General features: G+C 52.1%; 23 protein-coding genes and 1 tRNA gene. 15 read left to right on the forward strand and 9 right to left on the reverse strand.

The genetic code is table 11. From position 1 onward, the window contains the following. Window positions 1-377 precede the first annotated feature (377 nt). A complete protein-coding gene (locus ACR0FB_RS19395) occupies window positions 378-1,427 on the forward strand; it encodes a GFA family protein (RefSeq protein WP_170546192.1) in 1,050 nt (349 codons plus the stop codon). A gap of 521 nt (window positions 1,428-1,948) precedes the next feature. Here the strand turns inward: ACR0FB_RS19395 and ACR0FB_RS19400 are convergent. Next, window positions 1,949-3,673, reverse strand: coding sequence for an adenylate/guanylate cyclase domain-containing protein (locus ACR0FB_RS19400; protein WP_480621667.1), 1,725 nt, complete (start codon window positions 3,671-3,673; stop codon window positions 1,949-1,951). 458 nt (window positions 3,674-4,131) lie between these two features. On the opposite strand from ACR0FB_RS19400, the gene ACR0FB_RS19405 reads away from it, so the two are divergent. The 3 genes from ACR0FB_RS19405 to ACR0FB_RS19415 all read left to right on the forward strand — a co-directional run bounded on the left by ACR0FB_RS19405 (window position 4,132) and on the right by ACR0FB_RS19415 (window position 6,436). Beyond that, window positions 4,132-4,959, forward strand: a complete 828-nt coding sequence (locus tag ACR0FB_RS19405) for a sulfotransferase domain-containing protein (RefSeq protein ID WP_480621666.1) — start codon at window positions 4,132-4,134, stop codon at window positions 4,957-4,959. 266 nt (window positions 4,960-5,225) lie between these two features. After that, window positions 5,226-5,714, forward strand: a complete 489-nt coding sequence (locus ACR0FB_RS19410) for a RidA family protein (protein ID WP_480456286.1) — start codon at window positions 5,226-5,228, stop codon at window positions 5,712-5,714. Window positions 5,715-5,788: 74 nt separating this feature from the next. After that, window positions 5,789-6,436: a Spy/CpxP family protein refolding chaperone gene (locus ACR0FB_RS19415; protein WP_480621665.1), complete on the forward strand. Its 648-nt coding sequence runs from the start codon at window positions 5,789-5,791 to the stop codon at window positions 6,434-6,436. A 72-nt stretch (window positions 6,437-6,508) separates the two neighbouring features. Here the strand turns inward: ACR0FB_RS19415 and ACR0FB_RS19420 are convergent, their stop codons facing one another. The 3 genes from ACR0FB_RS19420 to ACR0FB_RS19430 form a co-directional block, all read right to left on the reverse strand. Next, window positions 6,509-6,958: a DUF411 domain-containing protein gene (locus ACR0FB_RS19420; protein WP_480492640.1), complete on the reverse strand. Its 450-nt coding sequence runs from the start codon at window positions 6,956-6,958 to the stop codon at window positions 6,509-6,511. A 437-nt stretch (window positions 6,959-7,395) separates the two neighbouring features. Continuing rightward, window positions 7,396-8,631: an adenylate/guanylate cyclase domain-containing protein gene (locus ACR0FB_RS19425; protein WP_480621664.1), complete on the reverse strand. Its 1,236-nt coding sequence runs from the start codon at window positions 8,629-8,631 to the stop codon at window positions 7,396-7,398. Between the two features lie 265 nt (window positions 8,632-8,896). Then, window positions 8,897-9,871, reverse strand: a complete 975-nt coding sequence (locus ACR0FB_RS19430) for an adenylate/guanylate cyclase domain-containing protein (RefSeq protein ID WP_480492642.1) — start codon at window positions 9,869-9,871, stop codon at window positions 8,897-8,899. A gap of 465 nt (window positions 9,872-10,336) precedes the next feature. Here ACR0FB_RS19430 and ACR0FB_RS19435 point away from each other — a divergent pair. The 8 genes from ACR0FB_RS19435 to ACR0FB_RS19470 all read left to right on the forward strand — a co-directional run bounded on the left by ACR0FB_RS19435 (window position 10,337) and on the right by ACR0FB_RS19470 (window position 16,311). Continuing rightward, a tRNA-OTHER gene (locus tag ACR0FB_RS19435) sits at window positions 10,337-10,430 on the forward strand. 19 nt (window positions 10,431-10,449) lie between these two features. Then, window positions 10,450-10,956: a hypothetical protein gene (locus ACR0FB_RS19440; protein WP_480621663.1), complete on the forward strand. Its 507-nt coding sequence runs from the start codon at window positions 10,450-10,452 to the stop codon at window positions 10,954-10,956. Between the two features lie 3 nt (window positions 10,957-10,959). Continuing rightward, a complete protein-coding gene (locus ACR0FB_RS19445; RefSeq protein ID WP_480621662.1) occupies window positions 10,960-11,694 on the forward strand; it encodes a hypothetical protein in 735 nt (244 codons plus the stop codon). Continuing rightward, window positions 11,678-11,884, forward strand: a complete 207-nt coding sequence (locus ACR0FB_RS19450; protein WP_480621661.1) for a hypothetical protein — start codon at window positions 11,678-11,680, stop codon at window positions 11,882-11,884. The genes ACR0FB_RS19445 and ACR0FB_RS19450 overlap by 17 nt, the downstream gene beginning before the upstream one ends. A 1-nt stretch (window position 11,885) precedes the next feature. Further along, window positions 11,886-12,662: a hypothetical protein gene (locus ACR0FB_RS19455; RefSeq protein ID WP_480621660.1), complete on the forward strand. Its 777-nt coding sequence runs from the start codon at window positions 11,886-11,888 to the stop codon at window positions 12,660-12,662. A 201-nt stretch (window positions 12,663-12,863) separates the two neighbouring features. Continuing rightward, window positions 12,864-13,436: a hypothetical protein gene (locus ACR0FB_RS19460; RefSeq protein ID WP_480492647.1), complete on the forward strand. Its 573-nt coding sequence runs from the start codon at window positions 12,864-12,866 to the stop codon at window positions 13,434-13,436. Window positions 13,437-13,578: 142 nt separating this feature from the next. Continuing rightward, a complete protein-coding gene (locus tag ACR0FB_RS19465; RefSeq protein ID WP_480621659.1) occupies window positions 13,579-14,409 on the forward strand; it encodes a class I SAM-dependent methyltransferase in 831 nt (276 codons plus the stop codon). 186 nt (window positions 14,410-14,595) lie between these two features. Then, window positions 14,596-16,311, forward strand: coding sequence for an adenylate/guanylate cyclase domain-containing protein (locus tag ACR0FB_RS19470; RefSeq protein ID WP_480492649.1), 1,716 nt, complete (start codon window positions 14,596-14,598; stop codon window positions 16,309-16,311). A gap of 243 nt (window positions 16,312-16,554) precedes the next feature. On the opposite strand, the gene ACR0FB_RS19475 is transcribed toward ACR0FB_RS19470, so the two are convergent. After that, window positions 16,555-16,749 (reverse strand): DUF1059 domain-containing protein, encoded by a 195-nt coding sequence (locus ACR0FB_RS19475; protein WP_170415288.1) that lies wholly within the window; start codon window positions 16,747-16,749, stop codon window positions 16,555-16,557. 31 nt (window positions 16,750-16,780) lie between these two features. Continuing rightward, a complete protein-coding gene (locus tag ACR0FB_RS19480; RefSeq protein WP_170787368.1) occupies window positions 16,781-17,191 on the reverse strand; it encodes a GFA family protein in 411 nt (136 codons plus the stop codon). 159 nt (window positions 17,192-17,350) lie between these two features. Here ACR0FB_RS19480 and ACR0FB_RS19485 point away from each other — a divergent pair, with 159 nt between their 5' ends. Beyond that, the gene (locus ACR0FB_RS19485) at window positions 17,351-18,247 is read left to right on the forward strand and encodes a LysR family transcriptional regulator (RefSeq protein ID WP_480621658.1); all 897 of its coding nucleotides are present in this window, start codon (window positions 17,351-17,353) and stop codon (window positions 18,245-18,247) included. Between the two features lie 57 nt (window positions 18,248-18,304). On the opposite strand, the gene ACR0FB_RS19490 is transcribed toward ACR0FB_RS19485, so the two are convergent. The 3 genes from ACR0FB_RS19490 to ACR0FB_RS19500 form a co-directional block, all read right to left on the reverse strand. Further along, window positions 18,305-18,700 (reverse strand): rhodanese-like domain-containing protein, encoded by a 396-nt coding sequence (locus ACR0FB_RS19490; RefSeq protein WP_170594474.1) that lies wholly within the window; start codon window positions 18,698-18,700, stop codon window positions 18,305-18,307. A gap of 186 nt (window positions 18,701-18,886) precedes the next feature. Beyond that, window positions 18,887-20,533, reverse strand: a complete 1,647-nt coding sequence (locus ACR0FB_RS19495; RefSeq protein ID WP_475191963.1) for a hypothetical protein — start codon at window positions 20,531-20,533, stop codon at window positions 18,887-18,889. Between the two features lie 383 nt (window positions 20,534-20,916). Then, window positions 20,917-22,197, reverse strand: a complete 1,281-nt coding sequence (locus ACR0FB_RS19500; protein WP_480621657.1) for a tetratricopeptide repeat protein — start codon at window positions 22,195-22,197, stop codon at window positions 20,917-20,919. Between the two features lie 266 nt (window positions 22,198-22,463). Between ACR0FB_RS19500 and ACR0FB_RS19505 the strand changes: the two genes are divergently transcribed. Together ACR0FB_RS19505 and ACR0FB_RS19510 are read left to right on the forward strand one after the other, a co-directional pair. Next, window positions 22,464-23,384, forward strand: coding sequence for a sulfurtransferase (locus tag ACR0FB_RS19505; RefSeq protein ID WP_480621656.1), 921 nt, complete (start codon window positions 22,464-22,466; stop codon window positions 23,382-23,384). Window positions 23,385-23,447: 63 nt separating this feature from the next. Then, window positions 23,448-24,239, forward strand: coding sequence for a class I SAM-dependent methyltransferase (locus tag ACR0FB_RS19510; protein WP_480492654.1), 792 nt, complete (start codon window positions 23,448-23,450; stop codon window positions 24,237-24,239). Window positions 24,240-24,258: the final 19 nt, after the last annotated feature.

A 24,258-nucleotide genomic window follows, 5' to 3' on the forward strand; every position in this document is an offset into this window, starting at 1 on the left:
CAATCTCTTCGGGCTTCGGTCTCTTGTTTGCCATTCTTGGTCCTCCGTTTCCTAAACATAACGGTGGACCAGTTCAGTTGGGGAGGCTCAGAGAAACCGGCTGCATTCGCTTTCAGAGGGATTTCTTTGGGAGATTACGCAACAGCGGTACTCGCAGTTCGTCGGGCCGCCGAGGTACGAGCTCGGCAAAAGTAGGAAACTTTCGGCTTGGGGCTCAGCGCTGCCATTTTCTGCGATGAGCATGATTGACCGCTCGCAGCCCCGAACGGTCTTTGAAAGCTGGAAATTAACACCTCAGCCACCGTGGCTCGCTGCGACCGATTTTATGTTAAAGTAAGCAGGCATCAATTGGAGATTGTTGGCTCGGAGCAACGGAGATGGAACGCAAGTTAGCGGCCATTCTGGCCACCGATATAGTCGGTTTCGCGGGATTGGTATCACGCGATGAAAGCGGAACATTAGCTAAGTTGGTTCGACTAGAACGTGAAATCATCGGCATGCAGGTGGAAGCAAACCGGGGTCGTGTTTTTAAGTCTACTGGCGATGGGTTTTTGGCTGAGTTCTCGAGTGTCTTTGAGGCGGTCAATTGTGCAATTAACATTCAAAGAGCCTGCGCACGCGAAGCACGCCGGTCGAACAGTGACGACCCTCTCATCTTACGCGTCGGCGTTTCTCTCGGTGATGTCGTTGTACACGGCGACGATATTCTCGGAGACGGCGTAAATACTGCGGCACGGCTTGAAGCAATAGCGGAACCAGGTGGAATCGCGGTTTCAGGAGAAGTAATGGCGCAAATAGCGGGCAAGATAGATCTTCCGCTGGCGGATTGCGGTCACAAAAGACTCAAGAGAACTGATAGTCCAATACATGTCTACATGACCGTTTCAGAACCCGGAGAAGAGGGAGGTTTTCTGGATTTTGATGAAGATGAATTGGCCAAAACCTTAATAACTGGTGGCTGCATCTGTGGGTTAGTACGGTATGAAATAAACGCGCCTGCCATAAGCACCGGGTATTGCCATTGTAGTTGTTGCAGAAAATTTTCTGGTTCAGCAGTTAATGCATGGGCGGCTTTTCCCGCTTCTGCTGTTCGATTTCTCACCGAGGAACCTCGATACTTCGCAACTACGCCGATAGCAAATCGTGGCTTTTGTGCCAGATGCGGGGCAAGCCTAACTTATAAGCTCGTAAAGCCACGAGAAACGGCCTATCTGGTCCTGCATACTTCGAGCCTCGACCAACCGGAAAACTTTGCTCCTTCAGTCCACTCCGGAATAGAAAGCAAAATGCCTTGGTTTGATATTTTGGATGATTTGCCGCGGACAAGATCTTCAGACTCCAGAGTTTTGCAAGAAGCATGGTCAAGTGTCGGTTTACCAGACCCTGAAACTTGGGGACCTTTGGCTAAGCCGCCTGATGTTTTTTAGTGATCGAGCGATTTCTGCTTTATCCGCAAAGAGAGCATTCCTAGCGTTTGAGAAAATGACAACATCGAGCCCAATGCGGGCGCCCATTCGACGTTAGTGCGGCTGCACAACGACCGAACGCTCGTAGACCAGATCGGTCGGTCGTTTTTTCTAGATTTCCAGTGTCCCCGGCTCACGATCTACTGATCGGCTTGACTTCCATTGAAGCCATGTCGCGGCGGTCAACAGTTCTAATATGCGACAGCACCTCCATCTCGAAACTTTCCTTGAAGGTAAATGGGCATCTGTTCTGATTAGAGCATGAAACTGCAAACCTATTAATCTGACCTAACGTGGCAATGGTAGCTTTGTCCGCAGAGCAATCGTTCACGCCGAGCGCCGCGAAGGTTCGATTGCCGCTCGCCGCTATTCACTTCAACGACTGTTCGCAGACCAAATTGGGCATTCTTCCAGCGGCAAAAAATATGTTTCCACATGTTGCACACTTGCTATGACTTGCCGCTGGTCTACAACTGTTGTCGTCAATCAGGAATGCCTGCGGCTGCCAGCATTTTATAGTAGGCGTCATAGATTTCTGGTTTTGCGATAGAGATACGAGCGCGCATATGCCGGAACATTGAAACGCTAAAATCGGGTTCCCGCGACATGTGAATACCTGCGAGCTCTCTAGCTCGGCTCCCATTGCCGAGAGCCATTTCCGCCACAAGTTCGTTCAGGCGAAAGACAGTCACAGTATTATGAAATGCACGCATTTTTTGGGCAGTTTCTCTTAGATCGCGCCAGTTCCCTTCCGCGATTTGCGACAGGCTGATACCCATGTGGACCCGGTAGTTTAGTGGGTCATTCGGGTTAAGTCGGAGCGCCTCCCTGGCATGAGCTTGTGCCACCTGCGCTTCACCCATCAGGCCATGCAGTACGCAACTGGATCCCCAGGCTGAAACGCAATTTGGGCTTCTCTCGACGACTTGATCCACAAGTGACAAACCGTACTCTGTATCCTCCGACAGAAACGCGAGTACGTAACCGGCATATGCTTGCGCCTCTAGGTCAAGATGTGATGCCGCCAGAGCCTCATGTGCCAGCTGAATTGCGCAATCAAATCGGGCCTCGTTTGGACGCGTATCCGGGTTCCATAGCAAAGTGCGGATCCAGCCTCGAAGAGCGCTTGCCAATGGGTACTCACTTGAGAGTGAAAGAGCTTTTGACAAATGGTCGTCTGCTTCAGTGAAATTGAACCTGTAGATCAAGGACTGCGCACGTAGGAAGTGATCATAGGCTCCAAGGGTGTCAGGGCGCTTGTGAGCAGCACGGTCTATTTCAGCTTGTCGGATACCTGGCGCAATCGAAGCAACGACAGCCTCGGTAATCTGGTCCTGAAGCTCAAAAACATCATCGAGCTTGCCATCGTATCGATCCGCCCAAACATGAGACCCGGTTTCCGCATCAATCAGCTGACCCGTGACACGCAACCGGTCACCAGCGCCGCGAACGGACCCTTCCAATATATAGCGGACACCAAGCTCTCGGCCGATACGACGCACATCAACCGAAAGCCCTTTGTAAGAAAAAGAGGAGTTTCGGGCGACCACGAATATCCAGGGCACTCTGGACAAGCTGGTGATTATATCTTCGGCTATACCTTCTGCAAAGTAATCCTGTTCAGCGTCAGGCGACAGATTGTCAAACGCCAATACGGCCACCGAAGGCTTGTCTGGGCGAGATTGAATTATCGGGGATTCAGTAGCAAATGCTGTTTGTACCGAGTAAGCAGTTACAGGGCGTGTGATATTCTTCAGATATTGCGGCCCCAATTCGGTGAACGATACATCCACCTTACCCACAAGGTCTTCGTAAACCCGACCTGAAACGATGATCCCTCCTGGAGGAGCAAGACTTTCCAGCCGGGCCGCGATGTTGACGCCGTCACCAAGAACATCACCGTCGTCATCAAAAACATCGCCCGCGTGAATTCCCATACGGAATTGCATTTCCGGACTTTGCCCGCGCGCCCCGTTCCGCTCAGCCATCTGACGTTGCATCGTTTCCGCACATGCCAGCGCATCTACAACCGAGGAAAACTCTGCAAGAAAACCGTCACCGGTTCTTTTGAATAGGCGTCCGCCATTCAGGCCGACATGCGGCTCCAGCGCCCTAAAGTGGCCCCTATATGTGTGCAATGCGGCTTCCTCGTTAGCACTGACAAGCGCGCTATAGCCAACAACATCAGCCACGAGTATGGCAGCCAAGTACCGCTCCAAACAAAATCCTCCCGCGTATCCATTGTGAAGGAGTGTCAAAGGGATATTAGGGGTTTCGCGCATAAATCGCGATCAATATTCAATGAACATCAGTGACCGAATAACGACACGCAAGCTTTTTGCTTTTGGGTAAATTAGGCAGAAGCGGACCTCGAAAAACCGAACTTTGTAATTTCGACTTTACACCGCAGCACAGGCACTGGAGCAAGGTGCCGCGTATGACTGCCTTGAGGGCAAAACGAGCTTCTAGCCGCGAATGCAAGGTTTTCGCTTGGCACTTTGAAAGGCCTTCCTACTCGGGTGCCATCAAAATTCTAGGTTCAGCGCCGCATGCTTGCTATCGTTTCATTAAGGGTCCATTGGCGGAAATCAGAATGACGATACGGGCGTCTTCAAGGAAGGCATTCGAGTACAGAACACGTCTCACCGACAATCGGATTTGGGACATGTTCGCGCTGCGCCAAGGAGATGTGATTGTTGCAACACCGCCAAAGTGCGGAACAACATGGACGCAAGCCCTTGTGCTGTCGCTCTTGTTTGAAAAGCCAGGTATGGACAAGGTCATGGATGACCTGTCGGTTTGGCTCGACCCTGCGTTTCGAGATCAACTCCCCATAGCTCGAATGTTCGAAGCTCAAAGCCACAGAAGATGCATCAAGACCCATACGCCTTTTGACGGCATTCCTTTCGGTCCAGATTGCACCTACATCGCGGTGTTCAGACACCCAATCGACGCACATTTTTCGATGCGCCGACATGTGGCAAACCTGAAGGAAGACCTGATCCAAGACAGGTTCCCGGATGAGCCGACAGCTTCATTCGCCCTTTTTCTTGGTGAGACCGTTCGAGAGGAGATGGCTGATGGGATCACCCTTGAGGCCATCGTTCATCACTTCAAGTCCTTCAAGTCAAACATCCAACATCCCATCATACACATTTTCCATTACGCCGATATGCGGCGCGATTTGCTCTCTCATACTAGAAAGCTCGCTTCCGTACTTGGTTTGAAAATTGGCGATGAAATGCTGGCCGCAATTGCGGAAAGTATGCAGTTCGAGAACATGCAAGCCAATGCACGCGCGAGTGCTAAGGAAGAAACACAACGGTCCACAACCTTTAAAGACCCGTCAGCCTTCTTCGATAGCGCAAGCAGTCGCAAGTGGGAGGGCAAGCTTTCAGACGAAGACCTTCTTGCGTTTCACAAACGTCTTGCAGAGTTGCTTCCGGAAGCCGACGCGCGATGGCTTCAGTCTGGCGGAGAGCTTCCTGCTTAGGACCTCACTTTCTTAGTAAAGATTGCCGCTTCGGGACCGTCTCGGCCATCTGAGACTTTTTGCCGGATGACCCGTAACCACGATGAGCGGTCATTCATGCCCGCGAACGCGGCCAGGGTTTGCCCTAACCAACAACAGCCGTTCGCCGCGGTTTCGCCAGATGACTCAAATGTGGACGAAGCGGACCTTGCAAAGTTTGGTGGTCGAGACCGACTTTGGGCATGGTTTATGGTAAGATCCATGCAAGTGCTGCGAGGGAGAGTACCATGATCGACGCTGAACAGCGATTGTTAGACCACAACATCATTTTACCTGCGCCGCTAAAATTGCCTGTTGGTATGGTGTTGCCATTTCCGTGGATTAACGTTCGGGGCGACCGGGCGTTCGTATCTGGTCATGGACCACAAGAAATAGACGGTACTCCGGCCGCGCCATTTGGAGCAGTCGGAGAAAATGTGTCTGTGGAAGAGGGCTACGCCTCAGCACGCAAAGTCGGGCTTTCTATTCTCGGCAGTCTAAAGCGCGAACTTGGCAGTCTAAACCGAATAACGGGGTGGTGCCGAGTTCATGGGATGATAAATTGCAAATCTGGCTTCAGCGATACGCCTGCGGTTCTCAACGGTTTCACGGATTTGATCATTGACGTCTTTGGAGAAGAGATTGGCCGCCATTCACGTACGGCGGTCGGGGTGGCAGGCCTACCAATCAACTTCCCAATTGAAATCGAAGCAGAGGTTATTGTCTCAACGGCCTAGAATACACGTAAATCCGGAACGACCTACTGGTCAAAAAGGAGCAGGAATGTCGCTGCGCCGGGCAGAAGTACTGTATGGAAGAAGGCATTTGGGTGAGCCAGAAAGGAGACTTCATGATTAAGTTTATGCCTAAGTTTCTGATTGTAACGGCGCTTTGTACGATCCAATATTCTCAATTAGCACTCGCGCAAAGTCTCACTCACGACGCTGAAATCACGCCATACGCCGGTCTGCAATCCAGGACCATCAAAAGCTTATCTGAGACCGATCTAGAAGAGCTGCGGCGCGGCGGAGGTTGGGGTTTTGCTTTACCAGCGGAGCTGAATGGCAAACCAGGCCCAGCACACTTGCTCGAATTGCAAGATGAACTTGGACTTTCGAAGGATCAGGTGGAAAGAATTGGCACGATCCATTCTGAAATGCGCAAACAGGCAATCGTCGCAGGCGAGCGGTTTATTGAGGCCGAAGCGGCGTTAAGTGAAGCGTTTGCCGGTGACCAGCTTGACTTAGCCGAGTTAAACAAACTTGTTAAAGCGGCAGAAACGGCCAGGGCCGAATTACGACTGGTTCATCTGTCCCGGCACCTGCAAACAACACCGCTGTTGAGCGCAGATCAAATCCAGCAATACAGCATTCTAAGAGGGTATGAGAACGACCCGTGCTCCAATGTGCCCGAAGGCCACGACCCAACCATGTGGAAAAAACACAACGGTTGCAGCTGAATCCTTTTGAAATCAGCGCAAACTAATGTTGGACATGGAGCTGGGAAATCTGATTGCCCTTCATCCAATCTCTCAGCTATGTCGAGCAAACACACTCGTTGTTCCATCCAGACCAACGAGCAAGGTTTCATAAGGTTCTCGTTCGTCTGAAAAATCCATGCCGGGTGAACCCATCGGCATGCCTGGAACTGTTAGGCCGAGGCCTTCAGGATGTTCGGACAAAAGTCGATAGATATCTACTGCCGGGACATGACCTTCGACAAAATAGTCCCCAATAATTGCAGTGTGGCAACTGGAAAGCTCATCTGAGATTTTCATTTGTTCTTTAAGCGACCACAGCTGCTCCTGTTCCATGTCTAGCGTATCGGCGCGAAATCCTGCGGAGATCAGGTGATCTACCCACGCGGAACAACAGCCGCAGGTTGGCGTCTTGTAGACTTTAATGAATGGGGCTTCTTGTCCGACGGAAGGAGTAGCCAACACTGCTGCTGTACCCGCTAATAGAAATTCGCGTCGTTTCATTGGTCTCTTCTCCGCTTCCTCATGGGACTACAAAGATATTGTGCCAAGGCCAAACTTTTCAATGTTACCGGACTGAGCATCAAACGGGCAGTTTCGATACAAGATCTGAATCTCAATCCAAATAACACTGGTCGCCAAACGTTTTGTGGGTTGCATCGCGTATGGCTCAAGTTCACTCGAGCGTTCGGCAATGGACCTCGCGATCAACGTCGTGGTGAGGTCCATAGCAACCTTCTAAGCCGTGGCCATGCCAATTGCCTTGGTGGTGCCTGCCCGTGCAGCCTGACAATGCAATCACTATGACCAAGAATGCCGCTCTGCGCGGGTGCTTGATCCAACAGTTCTGTTCCATGTGCAAACCAACCTAGTAGCAATCCGGCTACCTTTGCTTTGACGCAGGTCAACACCCCATTGCGGCGGCTTCCAAATAGCGGCAGTTAGTCTATCGTGAACAGCTCCTGTCTTTCAGCAACACCGCGCAATCTGTATTGCCCTAGGGAAACAAGACTTGGAATGGAGCCCACCAAGTCGCCCGCCACCTTATCGGAAACCACAATGTTCTGATCAAGAGCGCTGCACATGCCTAAAATGCGCGAAGTTGTATTTACCGCTGGGCCGACCACTGTGAAATCCAAGCGAGACCTACCGCCAATATTGCCGTAAAGAACATCGCCTGCGTGCAACGAGAGAGTGAAGCCGGTCGTTGGCAAACCATCAGCTTGCCGTCGTTGGTTGAGTTCCTCAAAAGTATCTCGCAACTCCGTTGCCGCGTGAATTGCGACGCGGCGAGCGTTCGGGACTTGATTAATATCGAAGATGGCAAGCATTCCATCCCCCATGAATTTTAGAACATTACCGCCATTGCGTTCGACTACGTCAACAGCTTCGGCGAAGTAGTCGTTTAGCAATTCTATGATTGAGTCCCCCGGAAGCGCCTCTGACAATTTGGTAAATCCTTGCAGGTCAAAATACCAAATCACCGCTGAGATAGTTTCCGATGAACCTCGGGTGATGTCCCCGGAAAGAACGCGCCTACTGGCGTCTTTTCCCAAGTACGCGGCGGTTATGTCTTCAGCCATCAGCCGGTTTGCCCCACATTTCAGCGTCAGGCAAAGTGGAGATATCAGTTGACGCAAACCGTCAAGTTGCTGGCTTGTGAAGCCCCCGCTCGCGTCGGTTGCCAACGAAATAATAGCACCTTCTTCGGCCTGCATCGGGTTAACAGGAGTAGCATTGTCCTGAACAAGGAATAACCGTTTGACAGCAAAGTAGTCAGTTGCACCGCGCTCGCGAAGTTCGTCGAAGATCGGAAAGTTGAGCGCGGGTTCTTCGACTGTAAGATCTTGTCTGATCTCTTCAACGTTGTTTGCCAAAAGATAATAAATTGGACTTAGAACGTATTCCTCAGGCGCATCCGTTCTTCGGACAAAGTTCTCTCGCTCATGACCGCCATCCCTGTGCCAGCGAAAAGCGACAGTCCCAATCTCGGGATGATGAGCGCGAACAGTGATGTTTGCTCTTTGAAGCGGAATTCCTGCCGAAACAAGACGGTTGCAGAATGCTTCAAGCCAGAGCTCCACAGGCGCATTCTCTAAGCCCTGTTGAACCAGCCAATCTGCTATGTCCTGGATGGCGGCAGTCAGTTCCCAGTTTTGGACTAAAGGAGCTGCCATGATGTCCTCTTAGTGAGCTATCTGAACAGTTGGCTCGTAGTCTAATTCACTTCAAGGACACATCAAATTCAATTCTCCCACTGCGCTTGCAGCCCTAAGGTATATGCTGATCTTGTTGCGTGCTGCATGCGCGACACCTGGGCGATGGTCGCAATTCATCGGGAATTACTGGCGATGTAAGGTGTGCTGCGAACCTCAAAACAACTGGCGGTGCTGCTCCCCTAGAAGACTAGGCGATTTGCCGGAGTTACGGCGCCCCCAAGACTTAATCTTGCCAATCCAACCGATACAAGACGTGGTGACCGCGTAGACCTTTCAGGAGTCTGGGTTCTATTTCAGAAAAAGAGAAATCGGTTCGTCCTCCGACCATGGCGCGAGTCGCATCTGAAACGAGTATCTCGCCCGCCGCACCAACGGTCGTTATGCGTGACGCTTTATTGACCACCGTACCGAAAAAATCTCCACGAGATTGCACGACATCACCAGTATGAATCCCAATCCGGACACCGAAAGATGGCTCCTCGGAAGCCGATGCAATGGCCCCCTGGATCTTGATAGCGGCCGTCAGTGCTTCTTTCGCGGACGGAAAGACGGACAACGTTCCGTCTCCAAGGGATTTCACGAACTGGCCATGGTACTTTTCAATGATCGCCGCCAACACTTGGAAGTGGTTTTCGATCAGCACCGACCAACGCTGATCGCCCAACGCCTCCGCCAATGTTGTGCTGCCCTCCACATCAGTGAAAAGTACCGAAGCCAAACCTTCCGTTTGGACCAGATCGGGTCCATCTTCACGCGCAGCATCAACCAGTTTTTGGATGGCCAGCTGTTCCTTACCCACGAGTTCAATATTTGGAGTGGGCACTGAAGCGTGGCGATTGATGATCTTCCAGGCCGCTCCCTCCAGGACAAAAATCAGGACGGTGCGATAAAAGACGGCTTCATCAAAGCCGACAAACTGAATCTTGTGGACGAAGGATGACCATCCCGTTTCTCCGTTTTCGAAGGCCTCAGCTTCAACTTCTTCGAAAACGACGGGTGCCGGGATCTCCGCAAAAAATCCGCTAACCCCATCGCGAACTGCTTGCCCGCTCCAAAACTCACCTTCGCCTGTGCCAACGAACCTTAGTTCATCTGCCTTCGACAGAAAATCCTGCAACTCGTCAGTATTCTTCTTGGTTCTGAGTATTTCATACCAACGCCTCGAAACTGCCAGCAATTCAGGTGAGGAACGTATCATCACAAATGACTCGAGACGCTAAATGGATTGAAACTTGCAAGGTTTTGCAACCGGTATCTCCATTTTTCGAAACATTCAGGTCAATGCTGCCGCTGAGGTTTCGCCGGATCAAGACATTTGTATTTCTCCAGAACAGAGCGCATCAGACGCAGATCAAAATGCGCGCGTCGATTCAGAGCGAACTATCGATTGAGTTTCTAAGTTCGAATCCGGATCGCAGGGCATCGAATCGCTTCGCTGTCTGAGAGCTACTCTACGCTGTACTGACCCGCAAAATAGGATGCTTCATTCTTTTTGGCACACGCTAAGCTAGAAGGTTCCCAGAACTACGCGGTGAATTTCGAAGTGCAGCACGCTCCGTCTTGACATGGTTATGCGAACTGGTTCAGCTTGCGGTCATGACGTTCACACGCATCCACTGCCATCGAATATCGGCCTGAGGTCGATAACCCACGCGAAATCCGCGGGAGGCAGCATTGGTATGCGGGCGAGGCTTATATCCTTGTAATTGCTCCAGATTAGAGTGCACGAGTCGGTTCGATTCCGACGCCTCCTACCATCCTCAGGAGGTGTCCGACATGGCGGACAAAGTTACGAACGCAATTGATTTCAACGACATCAAGCAATCGGTCGAGGAGTGCCTCGGACGCACACCCGAAGGCTGGTCAGGCTTGGTCACGACGCTCTTCACAGAGATCAAAGAACACTGTGATCCGAAGGATGCCACCTACCCCTTCATCCTCCAGATCAAGGAGAAGCTGGGAGAGCTCCGCATCTACCACAGGTGTGATGATCGACACATCCAGTCGATGATCACCGCCACCATTGCACGAGCAAATCGTACCTGTGAGCGATGCTCAAACGCTGCCGAGACCCAACTTCTGGACGGCTGGTACAAGACACTTTGTTGCTGGTGCGCGCATGATGTCGCGAGCAAGCGCCACCCTGAAAGGAAGAGATTCTTTGGCGTTCGGAAAAATCCCCTTCGGGACAGGTTGACCTGCTCAATTTGTGGATATTTCGGTCAGATCGACCGATCTGATGACCGCGGACGTTGCCCTGCGTGCGTGGCGAAAGGCTGCTGAACGATGCTTAAAATCGTTGTCTACGTGAATGAGAGCGAAGTCGCCCGGGCCCATGCTGGGAATGTCAGCGACGATCTTAGTGGCCTCTGCGACTACGAAGTTCGCGTAAACGAACGAATGTCCAAGCCTCTCGGCATCGAAGAAAAAGCAGTACGCTTCGAGATCTCGCAGCATGATCGCAGGCAGACGGTGTGGGCACTGGTTGAGAAGATCGCCGCCATATGGCTGGAGAAGACCGGTGCGCGAGAGCCCCGCACTAAGGCTGATGAGGTGACGCGCGCATTCCTGAGGCTAAAGAAGGCCGAGTTTTTGACCGGACAAGCACCGCTGTCTGATCCGATCAGCAGCGCGGAGGAGTTCGACGCGCTCATTGCTGACGTGGAGATTGATCCATTGACCCGAGCTCTTTTGGCACTGCAAGAAGCGGCGTTGGCATTGGGCCAGGCAAAGCTGTCTGGTCCGATTTCCGCAGATGAAATCAGAGCGCGCAAGGTAGATGAAGAAGGCAACGAATTGCTGTCACAGATTCGGGCGAGCATTCGCGAGCTGGATGACCGCATCGCTAGTGAAGTGAATGGCGAGGACCAGGGCGAGGACGAGCATATAGATCCAGCCATCGAAGCTTTCCTTGAGCTTTTGGAGAAAGACATCGCTGCTGGCAACCTCGTTGGAGACCTAGCCGAACACATCAAAGCGCACAAACGTCGATTGGGAAACGATCATGACCCGGACAATTGAGCCAATTTTCACAGATACCGAAGATCTTCGATTCCTGAAGATGACATTTGCGGTTCACGACAGTGAAAGCAGTGTTGTGGCCCCAATTTCCACCGCCGATTTCGAACGTATCGAAGATCTGACGGACGAAGAAATCATGCGTGTAGCGATTAACAAAGCTGACGCACTGGCGCGGCTGAAGGGTGGGTAATGTGAAACCTGTTGTCGACTGGAATGACATCCAAACAAGCGTTCTAAAAGCACTTGGTGAGCATCGCGCTGGCTGGGCTGATCAGCTCGCACTAGTGTTGGAAGATGTGAAGCGCAGTGTTGCTCAACACACCGATATCTTTGGGGATGAGTTGCCGGTGATCGTACAGATCAAGCAAAAATTGGGAGGCCTTCGTGTCTACACACGAAAGTGTAATCGAAATATCCTCGATGAACTCGATACTCGTGTCGACGAGATCGAGAAGACGTGTGAATCCTGTGGAAACACCGCGCAGGTGCAGAGCATTCGAGGCTACCTAACGACGCTTTGCTGCTGGTGCTACAACGACTACCTTCAAAGTCGGTTTGAAGGCGCTGAGATGATTTGGCCAACAGATCTTGAGCTCAATGTGGCAGATCGCTTCCCAGACCTGGTGAGCGCTGATACTGCCTCACTGTGGCCAAGCATTGGGCCGGGTCGGCTCGTCCTGCTGGGAAGGTTTCTTGCGGAGGCGGAGCATCTGGTTCGAGAGAACTGTGAGACACCGATTCAAGTGCAGATCTTGGATGTTACGACGGGCTCAGACTGTTCGATCCAGATCAACTTCCGTCGGTATGATCAATGCCTGGATCTCCCGCTCAAGCGTCTCGTACTGGACAGCAAACGCACATGTGCACGATGTGGCCATGTGGGGGATATTGTACGGAAGAAGAACAAGGCAACTGCCCTGTGCGCGCACTGTCAGGAGCAAGGCGATTGGAATCCCTTCGATGAGTAATGAGTTTTCCGATGAAGAGATCTTTGGACGTCCGTTGGAGTCGATCCCTCTGGATGACCTGATTTATGAGCTGAAAGCACGACCGAAAGAGGGTTCAGATGCATGGCCGGCACTTCTGAGGACTGTACGAGAGCACATCGTGGACGCTGCTCCAGCTGACGGACTAGCAGAATGGACAGACATCTGGATTAAAGAGAATAAGTGGCCAAAGTGACTGAAAAAGACAAAATCACAGAAGGATCTGGTAGCGTCTATAAGGATATTGGCCTGCCGGAACCGGTTGTCAGTGTGCTGTTCTGCGACCTGAGGATCGTAGCCGTAAGAGGACAGTTCTACCCAGTTGAAATCGCGGTCTTGAGAGTGATCGATGACGAGCCATACACTTGGTCATCTCGCATCTACCCTGCCCTGAACTGGTCACATCAGGTTTTGGCCGCATCTCCAATCAACCTTTCGACGGCTCCACCTGCCGTGGATGTTGCAAGCCAGGTTTCGGGCATCATCGACCAATGCCCGGCGGGTTGGATCTATTCAGATTCTTCTTCAACGTCAGGACTACTGGAGCGCTTGCTGGCAGAAGCAGAGGTTGAATACGTTCAAAAAGTCGATGTGCTGCGTGCGGACCAGATCATGCAGGATGATGCATCTCGTCGAACGATGAAACAGCTGCTGAATTCACACAAGCGAACCACTGACGATCCGCTAGATGAGGTGGAGCGGTTGTGGACATGCTACCAAGCAGCGAAGGCCTCACAGGAAGGAGATGAGCGATGATTTTGGCGAAAGATGCCTGCCGTAGATAATCAGCCCTAGGCAAACGTTCGCAACTGGACTTTACAAATCCGAATAAGCGGACGGAGCTGACATTCGAGATCACCGAGTCTACCATAGCGGCATAAGTTGGGGAGGCTTCAACATGACTGATCCCAATGAAGTCGCGCACCATTACCACTCCGGTCACTTGCTAAAGCGAATTTCTGATGGTTGCGCAGCACTAGACTTGACCCCACCGATTTCTCGCGACGCTTTGGCGCCGGTTGACGAGTTTCACATTGGTGGACGCCTTGCCACCGAACCTTTTGTGCAGGCTTTAGACCCTTCGCCCCAAAGTCGGGTTGTCGATTTTGGATGTGGCCTCGGTGGTCCTGCCCGCTATGTCGCAGCGGCCACTGGTGCTCATGTGACCGGCATCGATTTAACTGCCGAGTTTGTGGAAACAGGACGCGCCCTTACAGAATGGACGGGCATGTCGGATCGGGTTCAACTCATCGAAGGCAGCGTGCTTGATCTGCCGTTGGAATCTGACTCGATGGACGCTGCTTACATGATCCACGTCGGCATGAACATTGCGGACAAAGTTGGCATCGCGCGGGAGGCAATGCGTGTGCTTAAACCAGGGGGTATTTTTGCGATTTACGATGTGATGCAAGTCGGCGAGGGCAATATGGATTATCCAGCGCCTTGGGCTTCGACTTCGGATCAGTGTGCGCTTGCACCACCAGAGACATATGAGGCGGCTTTGAAGTCCGTTGGTTTCGAATTGACCGGTAGGATCGACCGCACCGTGTTTGCCAAACAATTCTTTGAAGATTTGGCGGCTGCGCAAAGCCGTGCGGATGGTCCTCCACATCTTGGCCTGCATCTGATCATGGGCGACGACACAGCGCTAAAGGTCCAAAACATGGTGCGAAACATAGAAGGCGGATTGATAGCCCCGATTGAGATCCACGCCCGTCTGCCCATCTAACTTTGCGTCCGCACTGGGCTCGAATTAATCATTCTCTGCGGTGTGCGGATGGACCGATGGCAGCCCGAAGCAGACATTCACAGTCACGCTTTTCAGTTTTGCACTAAGCCATTCACTAGGACATGCGCGACGTTCAGAAAATCATGTTGTCTTTTCCAAGCAGCGTAATTTGCGCTACCAATAGACATGAATGGAGACCGCAGACTTTCCGCAGTACTCTCGGCCGATGTAGTAAACTACTCAGGCCAGATTAAGGCAGATGAAAATAGGACTCTCAGCGAACTTCGTGTTCTACGTCGAGAGTTATTTGATCCTTTGGTTAGCGATCATCGAGGTAATGTCGTTAAGAGGATGGGTGATGGATGGATAGTCGAGTTTAACTCGGTATCTGATGCAGTACGATGCGCCCTTGATCTTCAAAGCCAGGTGTCAACTCAGTCCTCATTGAAACTACGAGTGGGTGTGCATCTTGGAGATGTCGTATTCGACGAAGATGACATTTTCGGCGATGGCATCAATCTATCTGCACGTCTACAAGAGGCTTCCAACGAAGGGGCTGTGTTAATTTCAGATGTCGTCCATCGCAGCCTTGACGAGCGCCTCGCTGAGCAATTTTATCGCGCTGGAGAGCGACAGTTTAAGAACGCGCCGTCACCAATAGAAGTTTTCCAATGGTCGCCGCCAGGTTCTGCCCCACCGCGAGTAACTCCGGCTAGCCATACAAAGTCTCTGCTAATCGGCGTCTTACCTTTCGATAATCTCTCTTCTGACCCCGATCAGGAGTTTTTTGCAGATGGAATTACCGAAGAGATCATCACCACTTTATCAAAACTCCCGAATTTACTGGTCGTCGCGCGTAACTCTACATTCGTCTACAAAGGTCGCTCCGTTGACGTGAAACAGGTCGGTCTGGAGCAGGGTGTCGATCTTGTTCTTGAGGGAAGTGTCCGTCAAAGCGGTAACCGGGTGAGAATCACAGCACAGCTAATCGATGCAAAGTCCGGCATGCATATTTGGGCAGACCGCTATGATCGCCTCATTGAAGATGTATTCGAAGTTCAGGATGAAATCGCACTTAGGATTGCAACCGAGCTTCAAGTCGAACTGTTGGCGGGAGAAATGGCTCGTTTCAGAGGATCCGGCACAAATAACCTAGGCGCGTGGACTGCTCAACTAAAGGCCGTTGAGGCTTCGCGCAGAATTACCAGGGAAGCTCAGGCCGACGCTCGCCGATTTGCACAACAGGCAATTGCACTCGACCCGGGTTACTCGGCTCCGTATTGTACTTTGGGATTCATTTGCACTGTCGAAGCACGACATGGATTTGTTGCTGACCGGCGTGCCGCGCTAGCGGAGGCTCGTGACTGCGCTCAGCGAGCTCTGGAAATAGACAGCTACAACCCAGAGGCTCACGCTATTGCGGGTTTTGCGGATGCAATCGATGGCAAGCTGGTTTCGGCTATCGAGAAGTTCAACGAGGCACTAGCGCTGAATCCAAACCACGCTGACGTGGCTGCCAGACTGTCAATCACCCTAGCTTTCAATGGCCAGGCAAATGAAGCGATCCAAGTCGCACAACAAGCCATTACCCTGAACCCTCACTATCCAGGTTGGTATGCAGGCGTTCTGGGTTTAGCCCTTCGACTCGACGGTCAATACGAGGAAGCCAAGAAAGCATTCACCGAATATGGTCAAAGGGTTGAAGGCTTTGGTCACCTCGACCTCGTAATCGTCCATGTAGAGACGGAGAACCTTGAGGCCGCTCGCGATGAAGCACGGAATGTGATGAAATACCGCCCTCAGTTTTCCATATCGGACTGGGCGAAAACTCAACTTTTCTCTGACAGAGAAAGGCTGGAGAAAGACTGTGCGTCTTTGCGACTAGCCGGTTTGCCTGAATAAGAGCAGGGTTTCGCAGTAGCAGGTTGGTTTGTGATGGAAACCGATCTCACACGTTTCCGATTTGGGTTCGCGATGGCCTTGCGCTTCTAGGTGCCTTGGCGGTGGGCCGCAGTCCAAACCGGATAATCACAAATGGGCCTAGCAATTTCCCGGTTGCGGAGGAAAGCTGCCCTTCGCGGTTAAACAAACCAAGCCAAAATTTTGGCCGATTATCCGCAGGAACTTGAAGCTTAATTTATTTGATCACGCGGGCTTTATCAGTGTTTCCAGATATTCTCGAGTGTCGGCGTCCCACGAGCTGGGGTCCTCTCCATGGGCGACCACCGCGTGCAGTTCCATGAGCTTCCAGACTTCGTCCTTGGTCGCAGCAACTACTTTGCCCGGGCAGGCCTCCATGCCCTCGCAATCCTTGCAGGCATATGAATAAACAGTGTTCATCGCTTTCTCCTCCGTTCGCTCGAAAAGTTGCTTAGAACTCAGGAAACGTCGGCAGCCCGTCGTCGAGTTTTATCCATGGCTGCTGATGTGACACGAAGATGTGGGCCTTGGGTTGCGCAATCGATGGGTCGTCCAACGTTACAGAAGAAAACCAAGCGTCAGCGCTCCAGTCTTGGCCCTCAACTTCATTTAGGGCGGCATAGGTCAACGTCGTTCCACAGTCCCGACAAAACCCGCGGCGAATACCCGGAGTTTTCTCAATGTGTTGGATTTCGCCTTTGATAACGGCGAAGTCTTCGGCGGCCACTTTAGCCCAAGTTGCAAAGGCGCCACCAAGGGCCATTTGGCATGAACGACAATGGCAATGTCCCGACCAGACAGGTGGTGTCGCGATCTGGTATCGAACAGCACCACAGTAACATCCACCTTGAAGTTTTTCCATCGTATCAAGATCTCCTGGCATGCGGCTAGGTTGACATCAGCACTAAAGCATCCGCTCCAATATTTTATAATAGAAGCGCAGATTTCACTGTGAATAATGTCAAGAATGCCGATATTATGCGACTCAAATAGTCTAATCAAACATTAGAAAATCTACAGCATGGACTGGCTGCACCTTCCCCCAATGAACGCTTTGCGCGCCTTCTCAGCGGTTGCGGAAGCTGGGAGTTACACCGTGGCTGCTGAACGCTTGAACGTGACCCAAGCGGCTGTCAGCCAGCAGGTCAAATCGTTGGAAAGGCATTTGGGTGTAGCTCTCGTTGTTAGACGTGGGCGCAGCATTGAATTGACAGAGCCAGGCATCATTCTTGCGCGTGAACTGGGTATCGGCTTTGAAATCATTGGAAGGGGTGTCGAACGACTGGCAGAACACACAGCGCAGCGTCCCGTTCAAGTGACAATGTCACCAGCATTCGCGGTGGAGTGGCTATTGCCGAGAATGGCAGAGTTTCAACAACAACATCCAGAGATCACTTTGATGCTGAACCCAACTTCTGAACTGGTTCAGATAAGACCAGGCGGCATCGATGTCGCCATTCGGTATCACGACAGACGCATGCCGAGAAAAGAAGAGGATACTGTCCTTGTTTCCGACATGGTCGTGATCGGGGCACCTTCACTGGTGGGAGGCCAAGATCTGCGTGACCCGGCTTCTCTGACGAAGCTGCCCTGGTTGCAGGAACTGGGCACCAACGAGGCGGCTGACTGGTTCACCTATCACGGGGTTGTTCCTGCCGAACCATTGACCATAAATCACATGCCGGGGAACCTGATCATGACTGCGGTTCGCCGGGGTGACGGTATCACGTATACCGCCAGAGCTTTTTTCGAGGACGATCTATCATCTGGTCGGATGATTGAATTGTTCTCTGAGCCTCTCTTCGGCGTCTATTACATCCAGACGCAGGCAGAATTTCAGCGCCCCGAGGCTAAGGTGTTCGTCAACTGGCTTAAATCTCAGTCGCAAGTCGTATCGAGACACAACTCTGGAAGCTGAGACGTATCTATTTACCCCTCTGCTCTGTTTGCTCAAGACCGTTGGTTTCGCCGTTTCTTAAGGCTGCTTTGTGGAGGAGCCAGCTGCGATCAGAGCCGCCATCCCTCCATCGATGAACTGCACGTTTTGAAAACCCATCGCAGTCAATACATTTGCCGCTGCCGCGCCTCGGTAACTAGGAGCGCCGCCACAGGTGGTGAAAATTCGCCTTCCACGATCCTGTAACTCTTGAGATCTGTATTCACTTTCAAGGTCTGCCATCCAAGCGACGGCGCGACCAGGAGCCGGAATTGCTCTCGGGCTGATACCCGTGGCCGCCATTTCAGCACTATCCCTCACGTCCACCACAAGTGCGTTGGGGTCTTCGATCAGTACTGCCAGCGCGTCAGTTGCTGAAATTGGATTTGCTTTGGATATTTCCTGAGCTTCCATTTGTGCGAATGTTAAGACCATGTTGCCCCCCGACTGCAAATCCTACGCGATGCTACCATGCGGCTGATTTACCGCAAAACGGCCTCCAAGCGATGATTGCCGGTCTTGTGGTCGCCCAGACGGTTGCCATCAACGAAGTTAAACAATTCCCGATCAACGGCAGAAGCGGGCCTCGCAAATGCCCCAGCCATTGCTGTTGATCCGAGATTACTCGGCGGCCAACGCCTTCTGCCTGCAATAACACGACGCCTTTATCGGCACCTCGGCGCGGGCAGCGGCCTTGTCCAATTGTAGCTTAATGTGGGCGGCTTCGACCGTTTCACCGCGCCGGGTGAGACATTCGTGCAAACCATGCAGGCTCCAGACGTTGCCCGGATGCTGACAGGCCCGGCTAAGCGTTGCATCCAGGCCAAGGTCTGCACGGTAAACAGCTTCGGCTTCCTCCATCTGGCCCTGTTCAAGAAGAAGAGCACCCAGCGCATGACGGGTGGGTTGCATCCAGCCCCAGGGCTCGTCGTATGGCAAGTTATCGTCGATCTCCACTGACTTTCGCAGGTGATCAAAGGCCGTTTCGTGCTCTCCTGTGTGATAGGCCAACTCACCCAGCATCATTTGCTCAGCGACCTTCAGAATGTCCCGACATGTGTTGTTGAACAGCATTCGGGTCTCAGGAACTCTGGCCAGAGCATCATAGAACTTGGCTTTTTCACTCTCGGCTTCAGCGACCCTGTGTAGGTTGGCCAAGGCAACCGTCCTTGCATACCGCATCATGGCGATAGTGACGCTGTAGAGCTCCGAATCTTCAGGTAAATCCTGATCAAGGATAGCCTGCCAGCGTCCAAACCTGATCAATACATGTTGTTTCATAGGAATGAACGCCTCGAACCAATCAGCCATTGGTCGAAGTGTCTCTGAAGGTAAAGTTTCGACAAGCTCATCGGCAGCTTCCAGTGCCGCCGTTGGCTGCCCTAAAAACATCGCTCCGTAGATTTTGAAGTGGTAGTTGTGACACCTGTAAACGGAATAGAAGTTGTCAGGACCTTCGCGTTCCAGGAACTTTCGATCTGACAAGATGGCTTTGTGATTACGCAACACAACGTTCATGTAATCTCCACACAAGACGTCAATATGGGTGGGCATGTGAAGCAAGTGCCCGGCTTCAGGCACCAACGTGCTGAGCACATCACCATGGCGAAGGGCTCGCTCAGGATTTGGCGACATTTCCATCAGGTGAATGTACATGTGAAGGAGCCCTGCGTGCTCCCATGCTCCGGGGAGTGTATCAAATGCAGTTTCGAGGACTGCTATGGCTTCAAGTGTATCGGCTCCATCCGCTGGTTTCCCAGTCGGCAAGTCCCAAAGCTGCCAAGGGGTCCGATTCATGAGTGCCTCGGCCAGGAGGGCGCAAACGTCGAGATCCTGTTTGAATTCAGCATGCAGCTTTCGCATCGCGTCAGCGAAGGCATCATTCCACGGGCTGAAATCCTCAATATCCGATGAGGATGGATAACGAGCCGGAATGGCTTCGATGAGCGCGCGTTCAACAGGCGTCAGTTTGTCCTTTAACGACGCAGCAGCCTCGATTGACGCTTTTGCCAAGGCGATACAGTCAGGCTTCTCGTCTTCTTCGAATGTTTCCCAGGGCTTGTTGTAGTTCGGCCCAATGCAATACGCGATGCCCCAATGCGCCATTGCGCAATTTGGATCCGCAGCCACGGCATTCTGAAAGCATACAATCGCTTCTTCGTGGTTGTACGCGTAAGTCCAAGCCAAACCACGATCAAACCAAAGCTGGGCTTCGTCCGACGAGGTTGTGATCTTTCGGCTGTAGCTACCGAGATCATAGTATTCCATCACAATAACCCCCTAATTAAAGGTAGGAGGTTACCACAATGGGCTGCTTCTCGATACTGGCGACATCAAAGCCGACCCAAGGCATAGACCCGACTTATATGAGCCCCATTTGATCGAAGCACTCTTCTTGGCGACTGATCAACTTATCGGCTACGTGCGTGACGCACCGTCCAATCCATCCACAGTAGCCCACCGACAAGACCACAAACACCGCTCGCACACCTAAGATGGTCTTTTGAGAAAGCTGATGTCGGCAGTCAGGTTGGTCTTTTCCGCCAACCAACACTTTTGGGGCCTGGTAAGGTCGTGCGACAGCTTCTGTTCTAACTGGCGTTGAAAACGTGTAATTTGGGCTCATTGCGGGCGTCAAAAATACGGGCACCCTACCCTTCTAGCGTGGCAACTGCATGGTCGTGAGAGGTATGCGGTCGATGCATGTTGAGGATACGTCGAGCTTCATTCGATTGTCCCGATATTGCCAGCGCATGCGCCAATGAAAACTCAATAATGTCGCGTTGCGCCCGGCTACCACCAAGGCGTTCGTGCTCAGACATGACACTTACGAATTTCTCAATCGCTTCGTCCGCATTTCCATCCGCCAACGCACGGAATGCGCCTGCTACCGAAGCAACGGTGGGGCCTGCGGGTCCCTTTGCGCCGTCAATGGTTGCTTCCAGATGCTCTCTTTGTCCCGCCATCGCATGCGCAAGAGCAGCGTGAACATCCGCAAAAGCCAAGCCAGGCGAAGGAAAGAACTGAACAGCATAGTCGCTGAGTTGTTGCCAACGCTCCTGAGGAATTTGCTCGCCAGCCAAAAAGGCGCGGTGAACAATTGCTACACTATCAGTCAAAACGTTAAGTGGCGGCGCAGGAGGTCGGTCGGGGGAAACATAATCATCGAACAGCTTCCACATACCTGCCACATCGCCGCTCTCAAGCGCCCACAGAGCGACGTGCCAGCTGAGATGGTAGTGCAGATACGCTGTGAAGGGATAGTCTTGCCAGAACTCGCGAAGATAAGCGTAGCCAGCGTCCGTCTCCCCGTTCTCATAGTAGAGATGGGCCCTGACATGTGCACTGTGTGCGCTGTCTGGCTTCAACTCAAGTGCGCGCTCAATGTTTTCCGCGGCCGGGCCGATCTGTCCGGCCTCCATCTGGGCAAATGCATGCTGGCAGAGAAACCACCAGTCGTCGCCATAGTGCGGCTTCAACATGGTTGTGTAAGCAAGCTGCTCCGCCTCGCGACCAGCCCGACCTGAAAACCCTATTAAGCCAAATACGCTGGTACATGTCTGAGCAAGCAAAATATCTCGCGGATGGTCTGCGACGTGATCTCGGATGCGCCTGTAGGCCTGCGGTGCACGCCCCTCAATGAGATCGCTGATAATGTCGATCTGGGCGGCTTCGCGCGGGCTGACGCCATGCGACAGTTCCTTTGCGACGGCTATTTCACGCTTTGCATCTTGTCCACGCCCGACAGTAACAAGGTAGCGCGCAAGCCCAACATGCGGCATAGCAAAACCATCATCTGCCCGCATTGCAGAACGGTAAGCTTCTTCAACATCATCAAAAGCACCCAGAAAACGGTCGATGCCTTCAACATAGGCGTCTCGCGCAGTTTGTGATATGGTCGTTAGCGGGCTTCCGTACCGATCTTCAAGCATCCAAACCTTCCACTATCTGTACCAAACCTGTCCGTCAGTGAGCTATATGAGCATGCCTACCCATTAACGAGTCAAAGGAAATTGACGTTACGAGGCGCCATGATTTCAGCATCCGTTTCTTTCAGAAGTCTCATGAAATCATCAAAAAGCCGTTTGAACCATATTTGCTTTATTAAATCCAGATTTTCAAAAATTGGACTCCGAAAGCAATTTTGGGGATTATTCCATACGGCTCGACCCGCGTCCGGTTAGAGGAGAACGTAGGTATGACAACCCAAACTCGCCCGCTCATTGATACGGCTTGGTTGGCAGATAACCTGACTAACCCGAAACTACGCGTCATTGATGTTCGCTGGAAGTTTAGGGAGGAAAACGGCAAGGGCGTAGCCTATGACGATAGGAGTGAGTTCCAGGCCGAGCACATTCCTGGCGCAGTGTATGTTGGCATGTCGACGGAGCTTGCAGACAGCACTCAGAACACTCCCGACATGATGCTCGGGCCAGAGGATTTTGGGAATAAGATGCGCGAGTTGGGTGTTTCTAACGACAGTCATGTCGTGGTCTACGATGACTCCGGGCTTCCATTGGCGTCTGCGCGTCTTTGGTGGGCACTTTCGCACTATGGCCATAAAAACGTGCAGGTCTTGGACGGCGGCTTGCAGCAATGGAAACTCGAAGGTCGGCCCACTGAAACTGGCGATCTAACCGTTCAGCATGGTGACTTTGAACCAATAGTGCAGAGCAATTGGATTGCCCGCAAAGCTGATGTCTTGGATGCGATTGGTAAGCCCGGAGTCAGAATTGTGGACTTTCTTCCAAACGACCTCTTCCGAGGCGACGGAGTTCACACATGGGGAGGTCGCTCGGGACATATTCCCAGTGCCGTCAACATACCGGCGATATCGAACATCGATCCGGATTTGGCACACATACCCATTGCCGAACGCGCAGCTAAACTAAAGGAACGTGGTTCATTCAAGTTGGCGGATCATTCCAAGCTCCTCAAGCACTATCAGGACAAGGGAATTCAAACTGACGATGAGGTCATCGCCTACTGCGGCCGTGGCATAGCTGCTTCTTGTGGGCTCCTTGCGTTGCGCCAAATGGGGTTCGAAAAGTCCCGCCTGTACGATGGTTCATGGGCTGAGTGGAGCGCCGATGAGGGCCTTCCGGTTGAAACCTCGTGAGACTACGATTTTGGGTCACTTTGGGTGGTCCAATTATTGACCGTTGCTAGGAGGATATTTTCGATGACGGACAATTTCCGGCTGACCAAAGAAGCTGCGCAGAAGTACAACAACCATAGTGTGCCTGCGATGTTCGGCCCATTGGCTGAAGCAACAATGCAGAAGGTTCAGTTTCGAAGTGGCACTTGCGTTATCGACATTGCATGCGGCACCGGGGCTTTGACGCGAGAGATTGCAAGGAAACTGACGGGCGAAGGCCGGGTTGTTGGCGTAGATCTGAACGAAACCATGATTGAGGTCGCGCAATCCAATCAGCCGGATTGTCGTCATGTGCTCGAGTGGTATGCAGCAGATGTAACCGAGTTACCTTTCGAAAATGCTACGTTTGACTATGCCTTCATACAACAGGGGCTTCAGTTCTTCCCCGACAAATCCTCGGCTTTGCAGGAAGTTCATCGGATCTTGCGCAATGACGGTCAGCTATTTTTGACATGTTGGCGTGCAGTGTCGCCCTTCAATGGAGCACTTGCAAAAGCTCTCGAGCGGCATGTTGGAAAAAATGCCGCAATCAAGGCCAGAGCGCCTTTTTCGTTTCGAGATGGGAACCTCATTTCTAAGTTGTTGGTCGATGCAGGCTTCAAGATAGCTCGTCACGAGCCATTGGTACTAGAGCGAAGATTTATTGACCTTCGTGCGCAAATCATGGCGCTGCCAATCGAAACTGATCTTAGGGATGCAGGTGCTGACGTCACCAACAAGGTCGTGGAAGAGGTTGCAGACGCTTTGTCTAGATATGACAAAAAAGGCGTATTGCACGTACCGCAAGAAGCGCACCTTTTTGTCGCCGCGGTATAGGTCAACGACCACTGGCTCA

The sequence above is a fragment of the Ruegeria sp. P10 genome (assembly GCF_056534925.1).